Raw genomic sequence first — 15,945 nt, 5'->3', positions numbered from 1 at the left:
TTCCGGCCCCGGCCGGCCGCGGGAGCCGTCCCCGTCCCCCCGTCCTGTCCGGCCTTTCACCTCTGGAGGACCCGGTGAGCTCTCGTCCGGCGGACCTGCTGATCGCACGGGCCGTACGGCGCGGCGGCCCGTGGCTCGCGGCGCTGACGGCGACGGCGCTGCTGGGCGCCGCGGCCGACCTGCTGCTCCCGGCGGCGCTCGGCCGCGCCGTCGACGCCGTGGTGCGGACCCAGGCGGGGGCCGAGGCCGGTTTCGGGCTCACCGGCCCGCTCACGGCCGCCGCGCTGCTGGTCGCGCTGGTCGTCGCGTGCGACGCGCTGGGCGTGCTCGCGGCCGGTGTGAGCGGAGCGCGGGCCGCGCGGTGGCTGCGCTCCCGGGTGGTGGCCCACACCCTGTCCGCCGGCGCCAGCATGACCCGCCACTTCACGCCGGGTGAGATCGTCACCCGCGCCGGGGTGAACGTGGAGGAGGCCGGGCGGACCCCCGAGGCGGTGGTCACCGCCGCCACGCTGATCGTTCCGGCGGCCGGCAGCGTTGTCGCCCTCGCGCTGATCGACCCGTGGCTCGCGGTGACGCTGGTGGCCGGTCTGCTCCTGATCGTGGCCGTGCTGCGCGCGTTCATGCGCAGGACCACGGCGGCCTCCGGCGGCTACCAGCAGGCCCAGGGGGAGATCGCGGCCATGCTGGTGGGCGCCCTCGCCGGGGCCCGCACCATCACCGCGGCGGGCACCGAGGACCGGGAGGCCGCGCGCGTGCTCGCCCCGCTCCCCCGCCTGCGCGCCCACGGCCTGGCGCTGTGGCGGCTGCAGGCGCGGGCCGGCGTGCAGGCCGCCGTCGTCGTCCCGCTCCTGGAGATCGCCGTGCTCGCCGTCGGCGGGCTGCGCCTGTCGGCCGGCGGCCTCACCGTCGGGGAACTGCTCGCCGCCGCGCGCTACGTCGTGCTCGGGGCGGGCCTGGGGTCGGCGCTCGGGTACGCGGCCCGCATCGCCCGCGCCCGGTCGGCCGCCCAGCGCCTGGAGCAGCTGTTCGCCGTGCCGCCCCCGGCGTACGGGGACCGGCCGCTGCCGCCGGGCCCGGGGACCCTGGAGCTGCGCGACGTGACCGTACGGGCCGACGGCGTGCGACTGCTGAGCGGTGTCAGCCTGGTCGTGCCCGGCGGCACGTGCACGGCGGTGGTGGGCCGCTCGGGCTCCGGCAAGTCGTCGCTGGCCGCCGTCGCCGGGCGGCTCGTGGATCCCGAACGCGGCGCGGTCCTGCTGGACGGCGTGCCCCTGCGCGAGATCGGCCGGGAGCCGCTTCGCCGCGCGGTCGGGTACGCGTTCGAGCGGCCCGCGCTGTTCGGCGAGACGCTGGGCGAGGCGGTCGCCTTCGGCCTCGGCGCACGGGACGCCCCCGGCGAGCGGAGCGCGGACGCGGTGCGGGCGGCCGCGGGCGCCGCCCGCGCCGACGCCTTCATCCGGCGGCTGCCGCTCGGGTACGCCACCCCGGTCGGCGAGGCGCCGATGTCCGGGGGCGAGATCCAGCGGGTCGGCCTGGCCCGCGCGTTCGCCCAGGCCGGCCGGCTGCTGATCCTGGACGACGCCATGTCGAGCCTGGACACGGTGACCGAGCGGCAGGTCGGGCGGGCGCTCACCGGAAGCCTGTCCGACCGCACCCGGCTGGTGGTGGCCCATCGCGTGACGACGGCGGCGCAGGCCGACCAGGTCGTGTGGCTGGAGAACGGGCGGGTCCGCGCGACCGGCACGCACGACCGGCTGTGGGACGACCCCGGCTACCGCGCGGTCTTCCGCGCCGAGGAGGCCTCGTGAGGCGCCGCGCGCCCGGTGGAGGGCGGCCGGGAGCGGACGCCAGGCGGGTGGTCGTGGGTGCGCTGCGGCGCGAACCCGCCCGGCTGCTGTGGCTGGCCTGCTGGTCGGTGGCGGAGGCCCTGCCCGCGCTGACCGGCGGATACGCGATCGCGCGGGCCGTGGACGACGGCTTCGCCGCGGGGCGGCCGGGCACCGGCCTGATGTGGCTGGGCGTGCTCGCCGCCGCGTGGGCGGTGGCCGCGGTGGCCGCCCGGCAGGTCCTGCTGCTCATCGCCGGGATCGTCGAGCCGTTCCGCGACGACCTGCTGGAGCGCGTGGTGACCGGGGCGCTGCGGGCCGGGCGGGGCGGCGACAGCGCGGCCGTCGCCCGGATGAACCACCAGGTCGAGCTGGCCAGGGACGCCTTCGGCGCGATCATCACGGTGGTCAGGACCTTCGTGTTCACGCTGGCCGGTGTGGCGGTGGGGCTGACGACCCTGGCCTCGGAGGTCGTCCCGCTCGTGCTGGCTCCGGTGGCCCTGGGGCTCGGCCTGTTCCTCGTCTCCCTGCCCGCCCTGGCCCGGCGTCAGCGCGAGTTCATCGTCGCCGACGAGCGCACGGCCACCGCGGTGGCCGCGATGGCGGGCGGCCTGCGGGACGTGACCGCCTGCGGCGGCGAGGCGCGCGTCGCGGCGAGCGTCGGGCGCGAGGTCTCCCGGCAGGAGAGGGCCGCGCGGGCGCTGGCCCGGGTGACGGCGTCGCGGACGCTGGCGCTGGCGGTGGGCGCGTGGCTGCCGGTGGTGCTCCTGCTCGCGGGCGCGCCCTGGCTGGTGCGCCAGGGGGTCACCGGCGGGGTGATCCTCGGCTCGCTGACCTATGTGATGCAGTCGCTCTCCCCCGCGCTCGGCGGCCTCGTCCAGGGCCTCGGCGTCAGCGGCGTCCGCCTGGCCGTCACGCTGGAGCGCATCCTCCACGCGCCCGGCCCGCCCGTGCCGCACGGCGACCGGGAGCCCGGCGGGGTCCGGCTGGAGCTGCGCGGGGTCCGCTTCGCCTACGGCAGGCCAGGGCAGAAGGCCGCCGAGCCGGTGATCGACGGCCTGGACCTCGACGTGCCCGAGGGCGACCACCTGGCCGTCGTCGGCCCGAGCGGGATCGGCAAGTCCACGCTGGCCGCGCTCGTCGCCGGCCTGCTGCCCCCGGACGACGGCGAGGTCCTCGTCGGCGGCGTCCCGGCCGCGCGGGTCCACCCGGCCGGCCGCGCGCTGATCCCCCAGGAGGCGTACGTCTTCCCCGGCACCCTGGCGGAGAACCTGACGTACCTCGCGCCGGGGACGCCTCCCGAGCGGGTGGACGAGGCGGTGGCGGCGTTCGGGCTGGCGGAGCTCGCGCAGCGCACCGCGGGCGGCCCGCTCGACCCGGCCGAGCTGTCGGCGGGCGAGCGGCAGCTCGTCGCGCTGGCCAGGACCTACCTGTCCCCCGCCCGGCTGGTCGTGCTCGACGAGGCGACCTGCCATCTCGATCCGGCGGCGGAGGCGCGGGCGGAGGCGGCGTTCGCGGCGCGCGAGGGCACGGTGATCGTCGTGGCGCACCGGATCTCCTCGGCCCTGCGGGCCCGGCGGGTGCTCGTGATGGACGGCACCCGCGTCCTGCTCGGCACGCACGAGGAGATGGTCGCCTCCTCACCGCTGTACGCGGACCTGGTGGGCCACTGGGAGGGCCCGGAGCGGCTACCGGCGGGGGCGGTAGCGCAGGATGCCGAGGTCGCGGCCGGCCGCGGGCCACAGCCAGCCGGACTCGGAGGCGATCTGGATCGCCTCGACGCGTGAGCGGGCGCCGACCTTGGTGAGGATGCGGGACAGGTAGTTGCGGACCGTGCCCCGCGACAGCGACAGGCGGTCGGCGATCTCACTGACGGTGGCGCCGCAGGCCGCGGTCTCCAGGACGTCCAGCTCGCGGGCGGTCAGCGGGTTGCTGTCGGCGTCGAGCGCGGCCACCGCGAGCTCGGGGTCGATGACCCGCTCGCCCTTCGCCACCCGGCGGATGCAGTCCACGAGGTGGCCCGGCGAGGCGTCCTTCACGACGAAGCCGCGCACGTTGGCGTCCAGCGCCTTGCGCAGCGCCGTGGGCGTCCCGAGGCCGGTGAGGACGACGGTCCTGCAGGAGGGTAATCGGCGGTGCAGCTCGGCCGCCGCGGTGAGGCCGTCGACACCGGGCATCCCGATGTCGAGCACCGCGACGTCGGGACGCCGCAGGCAGCCGAGCCGGACGATGTCCTCTCCCTTGTCCGCCTCGGCCACCACCTCGAGGTCGTCCTCGCTCGACAGCAGAGCGACCAGCGCCTTGCGGATGAGATGCATGTCCTCGGCGAGCATCAGTCGGATCAAGCCAGCCCCCTACACGCGGTGCGAGCGGGTGCTCGCCGTTGGTGACCGCCGCGCTTCAACTCACTATGAAGGTTCCGCGCGCATGCCGGGACCTCTCTACCCGAACTGTCACCTTTAATCAGGAACCGCGTAAGCCAAAAACCGGACGCCCGGCCCCTTCAGGGGAGCCGGGCGTCGCGGTCGGGTCTTCTAGTGGCGCCAGACCTTCACGTAGTCGGTCGCCTCGGAACCCTTGAGCCCGCGGTTGCCGTCGAACCGCACCGCCCAGGTGCCGGACCGCAAGGCCCGGACCTTGGCGGCGAAGCCGCCGTCACCGTTGGTCTCGATGGTGTCCACGTACTGCCACCTGTGGGAGCCCGAGGACTGGAAGTAGATCTTCACGTCCTGGGAGCCCAGCCAGCGCCAGTTGTTCCAGTAGTTGCGGCTGTCGGAGCAGTAGCGGTCGCCGCCGCGACGGCCGGAGAAGTCGTTCCAGTCGTCGTAGTACCAGTCACCCCAGCACTGGGCGACCTGCAGCTTGCCCTTCAGGGTCAGCGCGCGGCCCTTGCGGACCGGGTTGGGCGTGGCGTCGAAGCCGGCGATGCGGGTCGCCTTGGCGCCCGTCGGCCGCGGCGAGTGCCACTCCTTGCGCTTCACCGTGAAGGAGCGGTCCTCGGTGTACTTCTTGCCGTCGAGCCCGATCGCCTCGACGTGCACGCGGTAGGTGCCCGCCCGGTCGCTCCAGTCGAAGCTCCACGACCGCGAGGCGCGGTCGAACTTCGGACCGTCGTTCGGGCCGCCCTTCCGCTTGCCGAACCAGTGGTCGCCGCCATGGTCGCCGCCGTGGTCGCCGCGGCCCCTCGGACCCCACAGGTCGATGTCGACGCTCTGGACGTCCTTGGTCGTGACCCGGGCGGTGACCCGGGCGGACCGGCCCTTGCTCACCACGACCACGTCGGGGTCGACGTCGACCGACACGATGCGCGGGTCGGGCGTGTACGGCTTGCGGGCGGTGTCCCCAGCGGTGGGGCTCGGCGTGGGCGACGACGAAGGCGCGACAGGGTCCGCGTACGCGGGCGCAGTCGCGAGCGCTGTGGCGCCCATGGCGACCGCTACCAGGGTGGTAGCCGCTCGTTTCACCATGAGGGTAAATCCTCTCCCCGTTTAGGCACGCGCCCCCGGTTTGGGGCGCGCCTACGTCATAGACGTCACAAGGGCGAGAAAAGTTGCCTCACTCGTTCATAAAAGAGATTACAAAACGATAACTGTCCTTTAAGTCTATTTTGTACCTTTTTGGGGCATCAAAGGTTTGTTTACGCTCCTCGTTGCGGGCTGGCATCGGCGGCATACCTGGAAGTACCGGCATATTCGGCACGCCACGCGCCCTCGCCGTCCACGCGGACCCGGGCGGTGAACCAGCCGTCCCTGCGGGTGACCGCCTCTCCCACGGTCTTCCAGCGGGACGACCCGGCGGGGCGGAAGCAGATCCTGACCCGCTGCCCGGCGAAGGGCCGGTAGTCGACCTTCCCGAGCGGGTCCACCCGTATCAGCGTCCCGGTGACGCGCACGCCGTCCCCGTCGCGCACCACCTTGAGCCCTTCGATCTCGGTCGCCCGGCGCAGGTTGAAGCCCACCCGGGCGACGGCCCGCTCACCCCGCGCGTTCACCGCGGTCGCGGTGACCGTCCACGGGCCGCTCGGATACCACCGCGACAGCGGCTTGTCCGGGAAGAACCGCCAGGTCTCCCACTCCCCGGACGAGATCCGTCGCGCCGGCCGGCCCCCCGCCCGCGACGCGCCCATCATGCCGGGCATCGCGGCGGACGCCAGCCCGCCCAGGCCCGGCAGGGGCACGCCCGCGGGTACGGCGGAGCCCGAAGAGACCGCCGGATCCGGGGTGACCGACGGCACCGGCACGGCGTCGCCGGACGGCGGCGAGGGAATCACGTCCGGCTCGGGCTCCCCTCCGGGCTCGTCGTCTCCGGAGGGGGCGCGGCCGGGCTCCAGGACGACGGAGACGCGGTCCGCGCCGCGCGCCACCACGTCGACGACCAGCCGCACCGACCCGCTCGGGCCGACCACGGGGTCGGACGGGCGCACCTCGACCGAGCGGATGGCCAGGTCGCCGGAGGCGGAGGCCGGCGCGGCCGCCGCCGTCGTCACGGTCGTCGCGGTCGCGAGGACCAGCGTCGCGAGCAGAGGTCTCATCATGCCCCGTGACCGTACGCACGCCCGCGGGCCGTCCCGCCCCCGACACACTCCCATCCGGGTAAAAACTCGGCCCGGTAAAACTCGGCCCGGTGAGAACCCGCCTCGCGATCAGCCGGTCGCGTACAGCTCCTCGATCGCCTCGGCGTACCTGGCGTGGACGACCCGGCGCTTGAGCTTGAGGCTGGGGGTGAGCTCCTCGGTCTCGGCCGTCCACTCGACGGGCAGCAGCAGCCACCGCTTGACCTGCTGCACCCGGGCGAGCTTGCGGTTGGCGGACTCGACCGCCGCCTCGACCTCCTTGAGCACGTCCGGGTGCCCTGCCAGGTCGGCCAGGGAGCCGAAGGCGATGCCGCGCGCCCGCGCCCACTCGGGCGCCACCTCGCCGTCCAGGGTGAGGATCGCCACCGGGTACGGCCGGCGGTCCCCGTACGCGAGGGCCTGCCCGATGAGCGGGTGCTCCTTCAGGTGGCCCTCGATGACGGCCGGGGAGACGTTCTCCCCGCCCGAGGTGATGAACAGCTCCTTCTTGCGGTCGACGATGCGGACGAAGCCGTCCTCGTCGACCGACCCGACGTCGCCGGTGTGCAGCCAGCCGTCGTCGTCGAGGAGCTCGGCGGTCGCCTCGGGCAGGCCGAGGTAGCCGCGGGTGTTGAGCGGGCTGCGGGTGAGGATCTCGCCGTCCTCGGCGATCCGCACCTCGACGCCCGGCTCGGCCCGGCCCACCGTGCCGAGCTTGAAGACGTCCGGGGAGTTGACGGTGAAGGCGCCGGTCGTCTCGGTCATGCCGTACACGTCGATGACCTTCAGGCCGAGCCCGGCGAAGAACCGCTGCACCTCGTCCGGCATCGGCGCGGCGGCGGTGGCGCACCAGCGGGCCTGGTCGAGCCCGATCAGGCCGCGGACGACCGACAGCAGCGCGGCGTCGGCCCGCTCGTAGGCCTCCCGCACCTCGGGCGTGACCGTGTGGCCGTACTGCAGCCCCTCGACGTACGCGAGCCCGGCGGCCATCGCGGCGCGCACGTTCTCCTGCTGCTCGGGCGGCTGGGTGGCCAGCAGCGCCTGCAGCCGGGCCGTCATCTTCTCCCAGACGCGGGGGACGCCGAAGAACAGCACCGGGCGCACCTGGCCGAGCGTGGCGCCGAGGTTCGCCATGTCCGTGCAGAAGTAGACGTGGTTGACCTTCACCAACGGCAGGTACAGGCTGAGCACCCGCTCGGCGATGTGGGCGTAGGTAAGGTAGGAGATCTGCGTGCCGTGCGTGGGCAGGACGATCATCCGCTGGGTGGTGACGATCTCGAACAGCACGTTCGCGTGCGTCAGCGGGACGCCCTTGGGGTTGCCCGTCGTCCCCGAGGTGTAGAGGACGGCCAGCGTGTCCTCCGGGGTCACCGCGCGCCAGCGCGCGTCCACCGCGGCCGGGTCGGCGGCCAGCGCGTCGGCCCCGAGCTTCAGGAACGTCTCCCAGCTCAGGAAGCGCTCATCGCCTTCTGGGGCGCCCTCCAGCATGACGATCCTCGTCAGCGCGGGCAGCTCGCCGAGGACCGGCTCCCAGCGGGCCAGGTCGGCCGGGCCGCCGAGCACCGCGATCCGCGCCCCGACGTCGCGGGCGACGTACGCGACCTGCTCGGGGGCGAAGGTCGCGTAGATGGAGCAGGGGACGGCGCCCGCGTGGACGGCCCCGAGGTCGGCCAGCACGTGCTCGCTGCGGTTGACCAGCATCAGCGCGACGGCGTCGCCGGGCCGCAGGCCCAGCGCGGCGTAGCCCGCGGCGATCTGCAGCACCCTCCTCCGCGCCTCGGCGTAGGTCAGCGTCGCCCAGCCGTCGCCGGCGGGATCGGAGTAGGCCGGCGAGTCCGGATGCTCCTGCGCGGCCCATCTGAGCTGCTCGCACACCGTCCTGCCCGCGATCTCCCGCTCGATCGCGGCCCGTTCCTCAAGTACGCCGGTCATCGCGCCTCCCAACGGGCATCTTGCACGCGTGGGATGCATCGCACCACACGAGATCACCGCGGACAAGACCCCGGCGGCGGGAAGCACGGCGGGATGTGCTATAGACGGCCACCATAATCGGACAAACAAGACATAAAGGCAGGTAAGGTACGGGGATGGTGCGTGATCGGGGGGATCGCATGGCATCTGGAAGATCCGGTCCGCCGGTGGGCGAGCGGACGTTCTTCGGCCATCCACGGGGGCTGGCCACGCTGTTCAGCACGGAGATGTGGGAGCGCTTCAGCTACTACGGCATGCGCGCCATCCTCGTGCTGTTCCTGACCGCGCCCGTCACGCGCGGCGGCATGGGCCTGCCCGAGACGACCGCGGTCGGCATCTACGGCGTCTACATCGCCTCGGTCTACCTGCTCGCCCTCGCGGGCGGCTGGCTCGCCGACCGGCTGCTCGGAGCGCGCAGGACCGTGCTGTGCGGCGCCCTGGTCATCATGGGCGGCCACGTCAGCATGGCGATGCCCATGGGCGGCGGCTTCGTCTGGCTCGGCCTCGTGCTGATCGCGCTGGGCAGCGGACTGCTCAAGCCGAACATGTCGGCGCTGGTGGGCGAGCTGTACCGGCACGAGGACGACGCCCGGCGCGACTCCGGCTACACGATCTTCTACATGGGCATCAACCTGGGCGCCTTCCTCGGCATCATGCTCGTGCCCTGGCTGCAGACGGGCGGCCGCTGGCACCTCGCCTTCGGCGCGGCGGCGCTCGGCATGGCCGTCGGCCTGACACAGTACGTGCGGGGCCGGGCCACCCTGTGCGGCGCCGGCGAGGTGCCGGACCACCGCCTGACACCGGAGGAGGAGCGGCGCTTCAAGGTCGTCGCGGGCGTCGGGCTCGCCGTCGGCGCGGGCGCGCTGGCCCTGTGGGCGCTCAGCGGCACGCTCACCGTGGACCGCTTCGCCCTCGTGCTCACGGTCGTGACGGCCATCGTGCCCGTCGCCTACTTCGCCTTCCTGTTCTCCTCGCGCGACGTCACCGCTGAGGAGCGGACCGGGCTGTTCGCGTACGTGTGGCTGTTCCTGGCCGCCGCGATCTTCTGGCTCGTCTACGACCAGGCCGGCAGCGCGCTGCTGCTGTTCGCGAAGAACGACACCGACCTGAACGTGCTGGGCTTCGCCATCCCGCCGGGCTGGGTGGGCAACGTCAACTCACTCGCGATCATCCTCGTCGCCCCCCTCTTCGCGGAGATGTTCCTCAAGGCCGGCACCCGGATCAGCACGCCGCTCAAGTTCGCGGTCGGCCTGGTGATCGTCGGCCTGAGCTTCGTCGTCATGTCGGTCGCGGCCGGCGTCGCCTCCGGCGGGGTGAAGGTCTCGGTCATGTGGCTGCTGTCGGTCTACCTCATCCAGACCGTCGCCGAACTGTTCCTCAGCCCGGCCGGGCTGTCGGTCACCAACAAGCTCGCCCCCCGGGCGTTCGAGAACCAGCTCATGGGCCTGTGGTTCCTCGCGACGGCCCTCGGCGACTCCATCGGCGGCCAGGCCTACCGGCTGACCAAGGTCGTGCCGATGCCCATGTACTACCTCTCCCTCGCGCTCGCCGCGATCGTGGCGGGGCTTCTCATGCTGCTGTTCGTCCGCAGGCTCCGCACGCTGATGGCCGAGCACCACGTGCCGTCCGTGCCCGCGCCCAGCTGAACAGAGACAGGGCTGAACACAGCGGCTCACAGGGTCGGCGTGAGCGGCTCGCACGGACGATAACCGGCGGGGTCGCGGGCGATGCGGCGCACCGCCTCCTCCATCACGGCCGGCGGCTGGGTGAACGGCAGCCGCAGGTAGCGCTCCAGCGTGCCGTCCACGCCGAACCACGGGCCCGGGGCCAGCCGTACGCCACGGGCGGCGGCGGCCTCGGCGACCGAGCTCGCCACCGGCCCGTCGAGTCGCACCCACAGCGAGCCGCCGCCGCGCGGCGCCGTGAACGCCCAGCCGGGCAGCTCCTCGCGCAGGACCGCGGCGAGCGCGGCGCATGACGCGCCGAGCGCACGGCGGCGCTCGGCGCGCGCCTCCTCGACCCGCTCGAACAGGCGCGCCACCACGAGCTGCTCGAAGACCGCGCCCGCGATGTCCACGGCGGCCCGCAGCCCGGCCAGGCGGCGGACGGTCGCGGCGCTCGCCCGGATCCAGCCGACCCGCAGGCCGCCCCACCACAGCTTCGAGGCCGAGCCGACGCTGATCACCCGGCCGCCGGTGCCGAACGAGGCCAGCGGCGCCGCACGCGCCGTCTCGTCCAGCGCGATCTCCGCCCAGCTCTCGTCGGCGATCAGCGTGACGCCGTACCGGCGGGCCGCCTCCACCAGTTCGGCGCGGTCGGCGTCGGCCATCAGGTGGCCGGTCGGGTTCTGGAAGTCGGGGATGACGTAGGCCAGGCGGGCCGCCGACTGGCGCATCGCGCAGCTCACCAGGTCGAGATGCCAGCCGTCCTCCTGGACGCCCACCGGCACCACGCGGGCCCCCCGCATCCGGGCCGCGTCGATCGCGTGCGGGTAGGTCGGCGACTCGACCAGCACCGGGTCGCCCGGCCCGGCGAACGCCGACATCAGCAGGTGGATGGCCTGCTGTGCCCCGGCCGTGACGAGGATCTGCTCGGGCCGGGTGGGCAGTCCCCGCTCGCCGTACCTGCGGGCGATCGCCTCGCGCAGCGGCGCCAGCCCGGCCGGGTGGTAGCCCATGCCCAGCGCGTACCGGTGGTAGGCCCGGCCCGCCTCCTCGATGGCCTCGCCGAGCAGGGCGGTCGCCGGGGGCGCGGCGGAGTGCAGCGGCAGCAGCCCGTCGTCGTCGGACGCGAGCCACGGGTTGTCGGTCCCGAGCGCGCCGGCGTCGGGCAGGGCCGCGCGGCTGCCGGATCCCTGCCTGCTCTCCAGGTAGCCCTGCTCGCGCAGCCGGTCGTACGCGGCGGTCACGGTGGTGCGGCTCACGCCGAGGGCCTCGGCCAGGTGCCGCTCGGCCGGCAGGCGCACCCCCACGGCGAGCCTGCCGTCGAGGACCAGGCCGCGTACGGCCTCTGCGAGCGCCCGGTAGTAGGGCCGGGCGTCCGGCGTGTTTCCCGCGCCGTTTCGCTCGGCTTTTCCTGCGCCGCCCCGGACGAGCCTGGCGAGCTGGGGAGCGCTGAGATACCGATCCATAGAGGCCAATTTCTCTGATTGGCCCTTTTCCCGCAACCCCGCCTGCCTGCACGATGGGCCGACTATGACCGAACTCTCCCTCCCCCGCCCCCGTTCGCTCCCGCTGCGGCTGGTCCGCCTCTATGTCGGCCTGGCACTGTACGGCGCCGGGATCGCCCTGCTTGTCAGGTCCGGGCTGGGCCTCGACCCCTGGGAGGTCTTCCACCAGGGGATGTCGGTGCGCACCGGGTGGTCGATCGGCCTGTGCATCAACCTGGTGGGCGCGCTGGTGCTGCTGTTGTGGATCCCCCTGCGGCAACGGCCCGGCCTGGGCACGATCAGCAACGTCCTGGTGGTCGGCACCTGCGCCGACGGGGTGATGGCGCTGGTCCCCGCGCCCGCGGCCTGGCCGGTCCAGTGGGCCTTCCTCCTGGGCGGCATCGTCGCCATCGCCGCCGCCTCCGGGCTCTACATCCACGCGGGCTTCGGCCCGGGGCCGCGCGACGGCCTGATGACGGGCCTCAACCGGCTCGGCCTGTCGATCCGGCTCGCCCGCACGGTCGTCGAGATCGCCGTGCTCGCGGTGGGCTGGCTGCTCGGCGGCACGGTCGGGATCGGCACGGTCGTGTTCGCCCTGACGATCGGCCCGGCGACGCAGGTCTTCATGAAGCTGTGGGCTCCCGCCGGGGACAGCGACCGGCCATCGGGTACGAAGCCGTCATGACGAGGCGCTAGGGAGGAGGCCCACGCCCGGCGCTGGGGGGACACACCGTACGCGCGGGGAGGTGAGCGCATGCGGATCGAGGACTACGCCCTGATCGGGGACACGCAGTCGGCCGCCCTGATCGGCCTGGACGGCTCGATCGACTGGCTGTGCCTGCCGCGGTTCGACTCCCCCTCCTGCTTCGCCCGGCTGCTCGGCGACGAGCACAACGGTTTCTGGCGGGTGGCCGCCGTGGGACAGGCCAGGGCCGCCCGGCGGGCGTACGTCGAGGACTCGCTGGTGCTCGCGACCGACTGGGAGACCCCCACCGGGACGGCCAGAGTGGTCGACTTCATGCCGGTTCGCTCCGGCAACCCGGACCTGGTCCGGGTGGTGGAGGGCCTGTCCGGGGTCGTCAAGATGACGACGGAGATCCGCATCCGTTTCGACTACGGCAGGATCGTGCCGTGGGCACGCCGGGTGGGCGGCCATCTGCACGCCATCGGCGGCCCCGACTCGGTCTGGATCCACTCGCCCGTCCCGCTGCGCGGCAGCGACTACCGGCACGAGGCGACGTTCAGGGTCGCCGCCGGGCAGCGGCTGCCGTTCGTGTTCACCTGGCACCCCTCCCACCAGCCGCAGCCCCAGGCCATCGACCCCCTCGCCGAGCTCGGCCTGACCGTCCAGACGTGGCAGGACTGGACCGCCCGTTGCGGTTACCGGGGCCCCTGGCGCGACGCCGTGGTCCGCTCGCTGATCACGCTCAAGGCCCTCACCTACAGCCCGACCGGCGGCATCGTCGCGGCACCGACCACCTCGCTGCCCGAGCACCTGGGCGGGGTGCGCAACTGGGACTACCGCTACTGCTGGCTGCGCGACGCCTCCATGACCCTCGACGCGCTCCTGCGGGCCGGGTACGTCGAGGAGGCGAACGCCTGGCGGGTGTGGCTGCTGCGCGCCGTCGCCGGCCGCCCCGAGGACCACCAGATCATGTACGGCGTGGCCGGCGAACGCCGCCTGCCGGAGATGACCCTCGACTGGCTGCCCGGCTATGAGGGCTCACGCCCCGTCCGCATCGGCAACGGCGCCGCCGGCCAGTTCCAGCTCGACGTCTACGGCCAGGTGGTCAACGCCCTCTACCGGGCGCGCAAGCGGGGCATGCCGCCCGACGAGTACATCTGGGCGCTGCTGGTGAAAGGGGCCGAGTTCCTCGAACAGAACTGGGACCAGCCCGACGAGGGACTGTGGGAGGTGCGCGGCCCCCGCCGCCACTTCGTCCACTCCAAGATCATGGCGTGGCTCGCCATGGACCGCATGACCCGGGGGGCCGCGGAGCTCGGCCGTACCGGGCCGTTCGACCGGTGGAGCGCCCTGCGCGACCGTATCCACGCCGAGGTCTGCGACAAGGGCTACGACCCCGAACGCAACACCTTCACCCAGTCCTACGGCTCCCGCGAACTCGACGCCGCCCTCCTGCAGATCCCCATCGTCGGCTTCCTCCCACCCGACGACCCCCGCGTCACCGGCACCATCGACGCCATCGAACGCGAACTCATGACCGACGGCTTCGTCCTGCGCTACCCCATAGCCGAAGACAACCCCGTCGACGGCCTCCCCGGCGGCGAAGGCGCCTTCCTCGCCTGCAGCTTCTGGCTCGCCGAAGCCAGAGCCATCACCGGCCGCCACGACGACGCCGTCGAACTCTTCGAACGCCTCATCAACCTCACCAACGACGTCGGCCTCCTCGCCGAGGAATACGACCCCCGATCAGGCCGCCAACTCGGCAACTTCCCCCAGGCCTTCAGCCACATCCACCTGATCCACACCGCCCAGGCGCTGAGCGGAGAGGTACGCAGCGCCGGCACGGCGCGGGTGATGAGCGTCTGAAGCGCAAGCCCGGAAAACCGCGTTCTCGTCCCGCGCCGGCAAAGCCGTTCAATCGGCACGGCAATGGACCGCGGATGTGAGGGCGGCCCGGGCCCGGTAGCGTGACGGGCATGCGGATCGAGGACTACGCCCTGGTGGGCGACATGCAGTCGGCCGCCCTCGTCGGCCGGGACGGCTCGATCGACTGGCTGTGCCTGCCACGGTTCGACTCCCCCTCCTGCTTCACCCGGCTGCTCGGCGACGAGTCCAACGGCTTCTGGCGCCTGGCCCCCACGGGGCACGAGCAGGCCACGCGCCGCGCGTACGTCGAGGACACGCTCATCCTGGAGACCGTCTGGGAGACGCCCACCGGCGCGGTCAAGGTGATCGACTTCATGCCGCCCCGGCACGCCAACCCCGATCTCGTACGGATCGTGGAGGGCCTGTCCGGAACCGTGGAGATGACGACGGAGATCCGCATCCGCTTCGACTACGGCCGCATCGTCCCCTGGGTGCGCCGCAGGAACGGGCACCTGCACGCCATCGGCGGCCCCGACTCGGTCTGGATCCACTCGCCCGTCCCGCTGCGCGGCGGCGACTACCGGCACGAGGCGACGTTCACGGTCACCGCCGGGCAGCAACTGCCGTTCGTGTTCACCTGGCACCCCTCCCACCAGCCGGAGCCGGAGCGGATCGACCCGCTGGAGCAGCTCGCCGAGACCAGGCTCCTGTGGGAGGAGTGGGTCTCCCGATGCGGTTACCAGGGCCGCTGGCGCGACGCCGTGGTCCGCTCGCTGATCACGCTCAAGGCCCTCACCTACAGCCCGACCGGCGGCATCGTGGCCGCGCCGACCACCTCGCTGCCCGAGCACCTGGGCGGGGTGCGCAACTGGGACTACCGCTACTGCTGGCTGCGCGACGCCTCCATGACGCTCGACGCGCTGACCGGCGCCGGGTATGTCGAGGAGGCCGCCGCCTGGCGTTCCTGGCTGCTGCGCGCCATCGCCGGCCGCCCCGAGGACGTCCAGGTCCTCTACGGCGTGGCCGGCGAACGCCGCCTGCCGGAGATGACCCTCGACTGGCTGTCGGGATACGAGAACTCGACGCCCGTGCGGATCGGCAACGGCGCGGCGACCCAGCTCCAGCTCGACATCTACGGGGAGTTCGTCGACGCCCTCTATCAGGCGCGCAAGCAGGGCATGGCGCCGGACAACCACGCGTGGGCCCTGGTCACGAAGGTCATGGAGTTCTTCGAGCACAACTGGGACCAGCCCGACGAGGGACTGTGGGAGGTGCGCGGCCCCCGCCGCCACTTCGTCCACTCCAAGGTCATGGCCTGGGTCGCGGCCGACCGCATGGTCCGTGTCATCGAGGAGCTGGGCCGGCGCGGCGACGTGGAGCGCTGGAGCGCCCTGCGCGACCGCATCCACGCCGAGGTCTGCGACAAGGGCTACGACCCCGAACGCAACACCTTCACCCAGTCCTACGGATCACGGGAACTCGACGCCGCCCTCCTGCAGATCCCCATCGTCGGCTTCCTCCCACCCGACGACCCCCGCGTCACCGGCACCATCGACGCAATCGAACGCGAACTCATGACCGACGGCTTCGTCCTGCGCTACCCCATAGCCGAAGACAACCCCGTCGACGGCCTCCCCGGCGGCGAAGGCGCCTTCCTCGCCTGCAGCTTCTGGCTCGCCGAAGCCAGAGCCATCACCGGCCGCCACGACGACGCCGTCGAACTGTTCGAACGCCTCGTCGCACTGTCGAACGACGTCGGCCTCCTCGCCGAGGAGTACGACCCCATGACAGGCCGCCAACTCGGCAACTTCCCCCAGGCGTTCACCCACATCCACCTGATCCGCACGGCCCAGGCGCTGGCCCGCTACGCCGCTCCTCAGCGGCGGTAGCCCAGGCT

10 protein-coding genes and 1 pseudogene are annotated in these 15,945 nt (G+C 73.1%); 6 read left to right on the top strand and 5 right to left on the bottom strand.

The features are described from left to right. Positions 1 to 74 precede the first annotated feature (74 nt). Positions 75 to 1,808 carry an ABC transporter ATP-binding protein gene (locus ACQEVJ_RS16460; RefSeq protein WP_433101785.1) on the top strand — a complete coding sequence of 578 codons (1,734 nt, stop codon included), beginning with the start codon at positions 75 to 77 and terminating at the stop codon, positions 1,806 to 1,808. Continuing rightward, positions 1,805 to 3,613 carry an ATP-binding cassette domain-containing protein gene (locus tag ACQEVJ_RS16455; protein ID WP_433101783.1) on the top strand — a complete coding sequence of 603 codons (1,809 nt, stop codon included), beginning with the start codon at positions 1,805 to 1,807 and terminating at the stop codon, positions 3,611 to 3,613. The genes ACQEVJ_RS16460 and ACQEVJ_RS16455 overlap by 4 nt, the downstream gene beginning before the upstream one ends. Here ACQEVJ_RS16455 and ACQEVJ_RS16450 read toward each other — a convergent pair. From ACQEVJ_RS16450 to ACQEVJ_RS16435, 4 genes are all read right to left on the bottom strand, one after another. Continuing rightward, the gene (locus ACQEVJ_RS16450; protein ID WP_433101781.1) at positions 3,515 to 4,171 is read right to left on the bottom strand and encodes a response regulator transcription factor; all 657 of its coding nucleotides are present in this window, start codon (positions 4,169 to 4,171) and stop codon (positions 3,515 to 3,517) included. The genes ACQEVJ_RS16455 and ACQEVJ_RS16450 overlap by 99 nt on opposite strands. A 189-nt stretch (positions 4,172 to 4,360) precedes the next feature. Continuing rightward, positions 4,361 to 5,293: a hypothetical protein gene (locus ACQEVJ_RS16445; RefSeq protein ID WP_433101779.1), complete on the bottom strand. Its 933-nt coding sequence runs from the start codon at positions 5,291 to 5,293 to the stop codon at positions 4,361 to 4,363. Positions 5,294 to 5,463: 170 nt separating this feature from the next. Next, a complete protein-coding gene (locus tag ACQEVJ_RS16440; RefSeq protein WP_433101777.1) occupies positions 5,464 to 6,360 on the bottom strand; it encodes a hypothetical protein in 897 nt (298 codons plus the stop codon). Positions 6,361 to 6,468: 108 nt separating this feature from the next. Next, a complete protein-coding gene (locus ACQEVJ_RS16435; RefSeq protein ID WP_433101775.1) occupies positions 6,469 to 8,310 on the bottom strand; it encodes an AMP-dependent synthetase/ligase in 1,842 nt (613 codons plus the stop codon). Positions 8,311 to 8,489: 179 nt separating this feature from the next. Here ACQEVJ_RS16435 and ACQEVJ_RS16430 point away from each other — a divergent pair, with 179 nt between their 5' ends. Continuing rightward, positions 8,490 to 9,995 carry a peptide MFS transporter gene (locus ACQEVJ_RS16430; RefSeq protein WP_433101773.1) on the top strand — a complete coding sequence of 502 codons (1,506 nt, stop codon included), beginning with the start codon at positions 8,490 to 8,492 and terminating at the stop codon, positions 9,993 to 9,995. A 26-nt stretch (positions 9,996 to 10,021) separates the two neighbouring features. Here the strand turns inward: ACQEVJ_RS16430 and ACQEVJ_RS16425 are convergent, their stop codons facing one another. Continuing rightward, positions 10,022 to 11,479: a PLP-dependent aminotransferase family protein gene (locus tag ACQEVJ_RS16425; RefSeq protein WP_433101771.1), complete on the bottom strand. Its 1,458-nt coding sequence runs from the start codon at positions 11,477 to 11,479 to the stop codon at positions 10,022 to 10,024. A 64-nt stretch (positions 11,480 to 11,543) separates the two neighbouring features. Between ACQEVJ_RS16425 and ACQEVJ_RS16420 the strand changes: the two genes are divergently transcribed. The 3 genes and pseudogenes from ACQEVJ_RS16420 (at position 11,544) to ACQEVJ_RS16410 (ending at position 15,937) form a co-directional block, all read left to right on the top strand. Beyond that, the gene (locus tag ACQEVJ_RS16420; protein ID WP_433101769.1) at positions 11,544 to 12,182 is read left to right on the top strand and encodes a YczE/YyaS/YitT family protein; all 639 of its coding nucleotides are present in this window, start codon (positions 11,544 to 11,546) and stop codon (positions 12,180 to 12,182) included. Positions 12,183 to 12,248: 66 nt separating this feature from the next. Continuing rightward, positions 12,249 to 14,048, top strand: a pseudogene (locus ACQEVJ_RS16415) (glycoside hydrolase family 15 protein); the annotation flags it as partial. Positions 14,049 to 14,158: 110 nt separating this feature from the next. Further along, positions 14,159 to 15,937, top strand: coding sequence for a glycoside hydrolase family 15 protein (locus tag ACQEVJ_RS16410; protein ID WP_433101767.1), 1,779 nt, complete (start codon positions 14,159 to 14,161; stop codon positions 15,935 to 15,937). The last annotated feature ends 8 nt before the right edge of the window (positions 15,938 to 15,945 follow it).

The organism is Microbispora sp. CA-102843, assembly GCF_050936215.1.
Classification (GTDB): Bacteria; Actinomycetota; Actinomycetes; order Streptosporangiales; family Streptosporangiaceae; genus Microbispora.
This window is presented reverse-complemented; position numbering and strand designations above follow the sequence as displayed.

Bases quoted from the DNA above. Each gene is read 5' to 3' on its own strand.
- ACQEVJ_RS16445 (WP_433101779.1), bottom strand. From the start codon at position 5,293: ATGGTGAAACGAGCGGCTACCACCCTGGTAGCGGTCGCCATGGGCGCC.
- ACQEVJ_RS16440 (WP_433101777.1), bottom strand. From the start codon at position 6,360: ATGATGAGACCTCTGCTCGCGACGCTGGTCCTCGCGACCGCGACGACC.
- ACQEVJ_RS16435 (WP_433101775.1), bottom strand. From the start codon at position 8,310: ATGACCGGCGTACTTGAGGAACGGGCCGCGATCGAGCGGGAGATCGCG.
- ACQEVJ_RS16430 (WP_433101773.1), top strand. From the start codon at position 8,490: ATGGCATCTGGAAGATCCGGTCCGCCGGTGGGCGAGCGGACGTTCTTC.
- ACQEVJ_RS16425 (WP_433101771.1), bottom strand. From the start codon at position 11,479: ATGGATCGGTATCTCAGCGCTCCCCAGCTCGCCAGGCTCGTCCGGGGC.
- ACQEVJ_RS16420 (WP_433101769.1), top strand. From the start codon at position 11,544: ATGACCGAACTCTCCCTCCCCCGCCCCCGTTCGCTCCCGCTGCGGCTG.
- ACQEVJ_RS16410 (WP_433101767.1), top strand. From the start codon at position 14,159: ATGCGGATCGAGGACTACGCCCTGGTGGGCGACATGCAGTCGGCCGCC.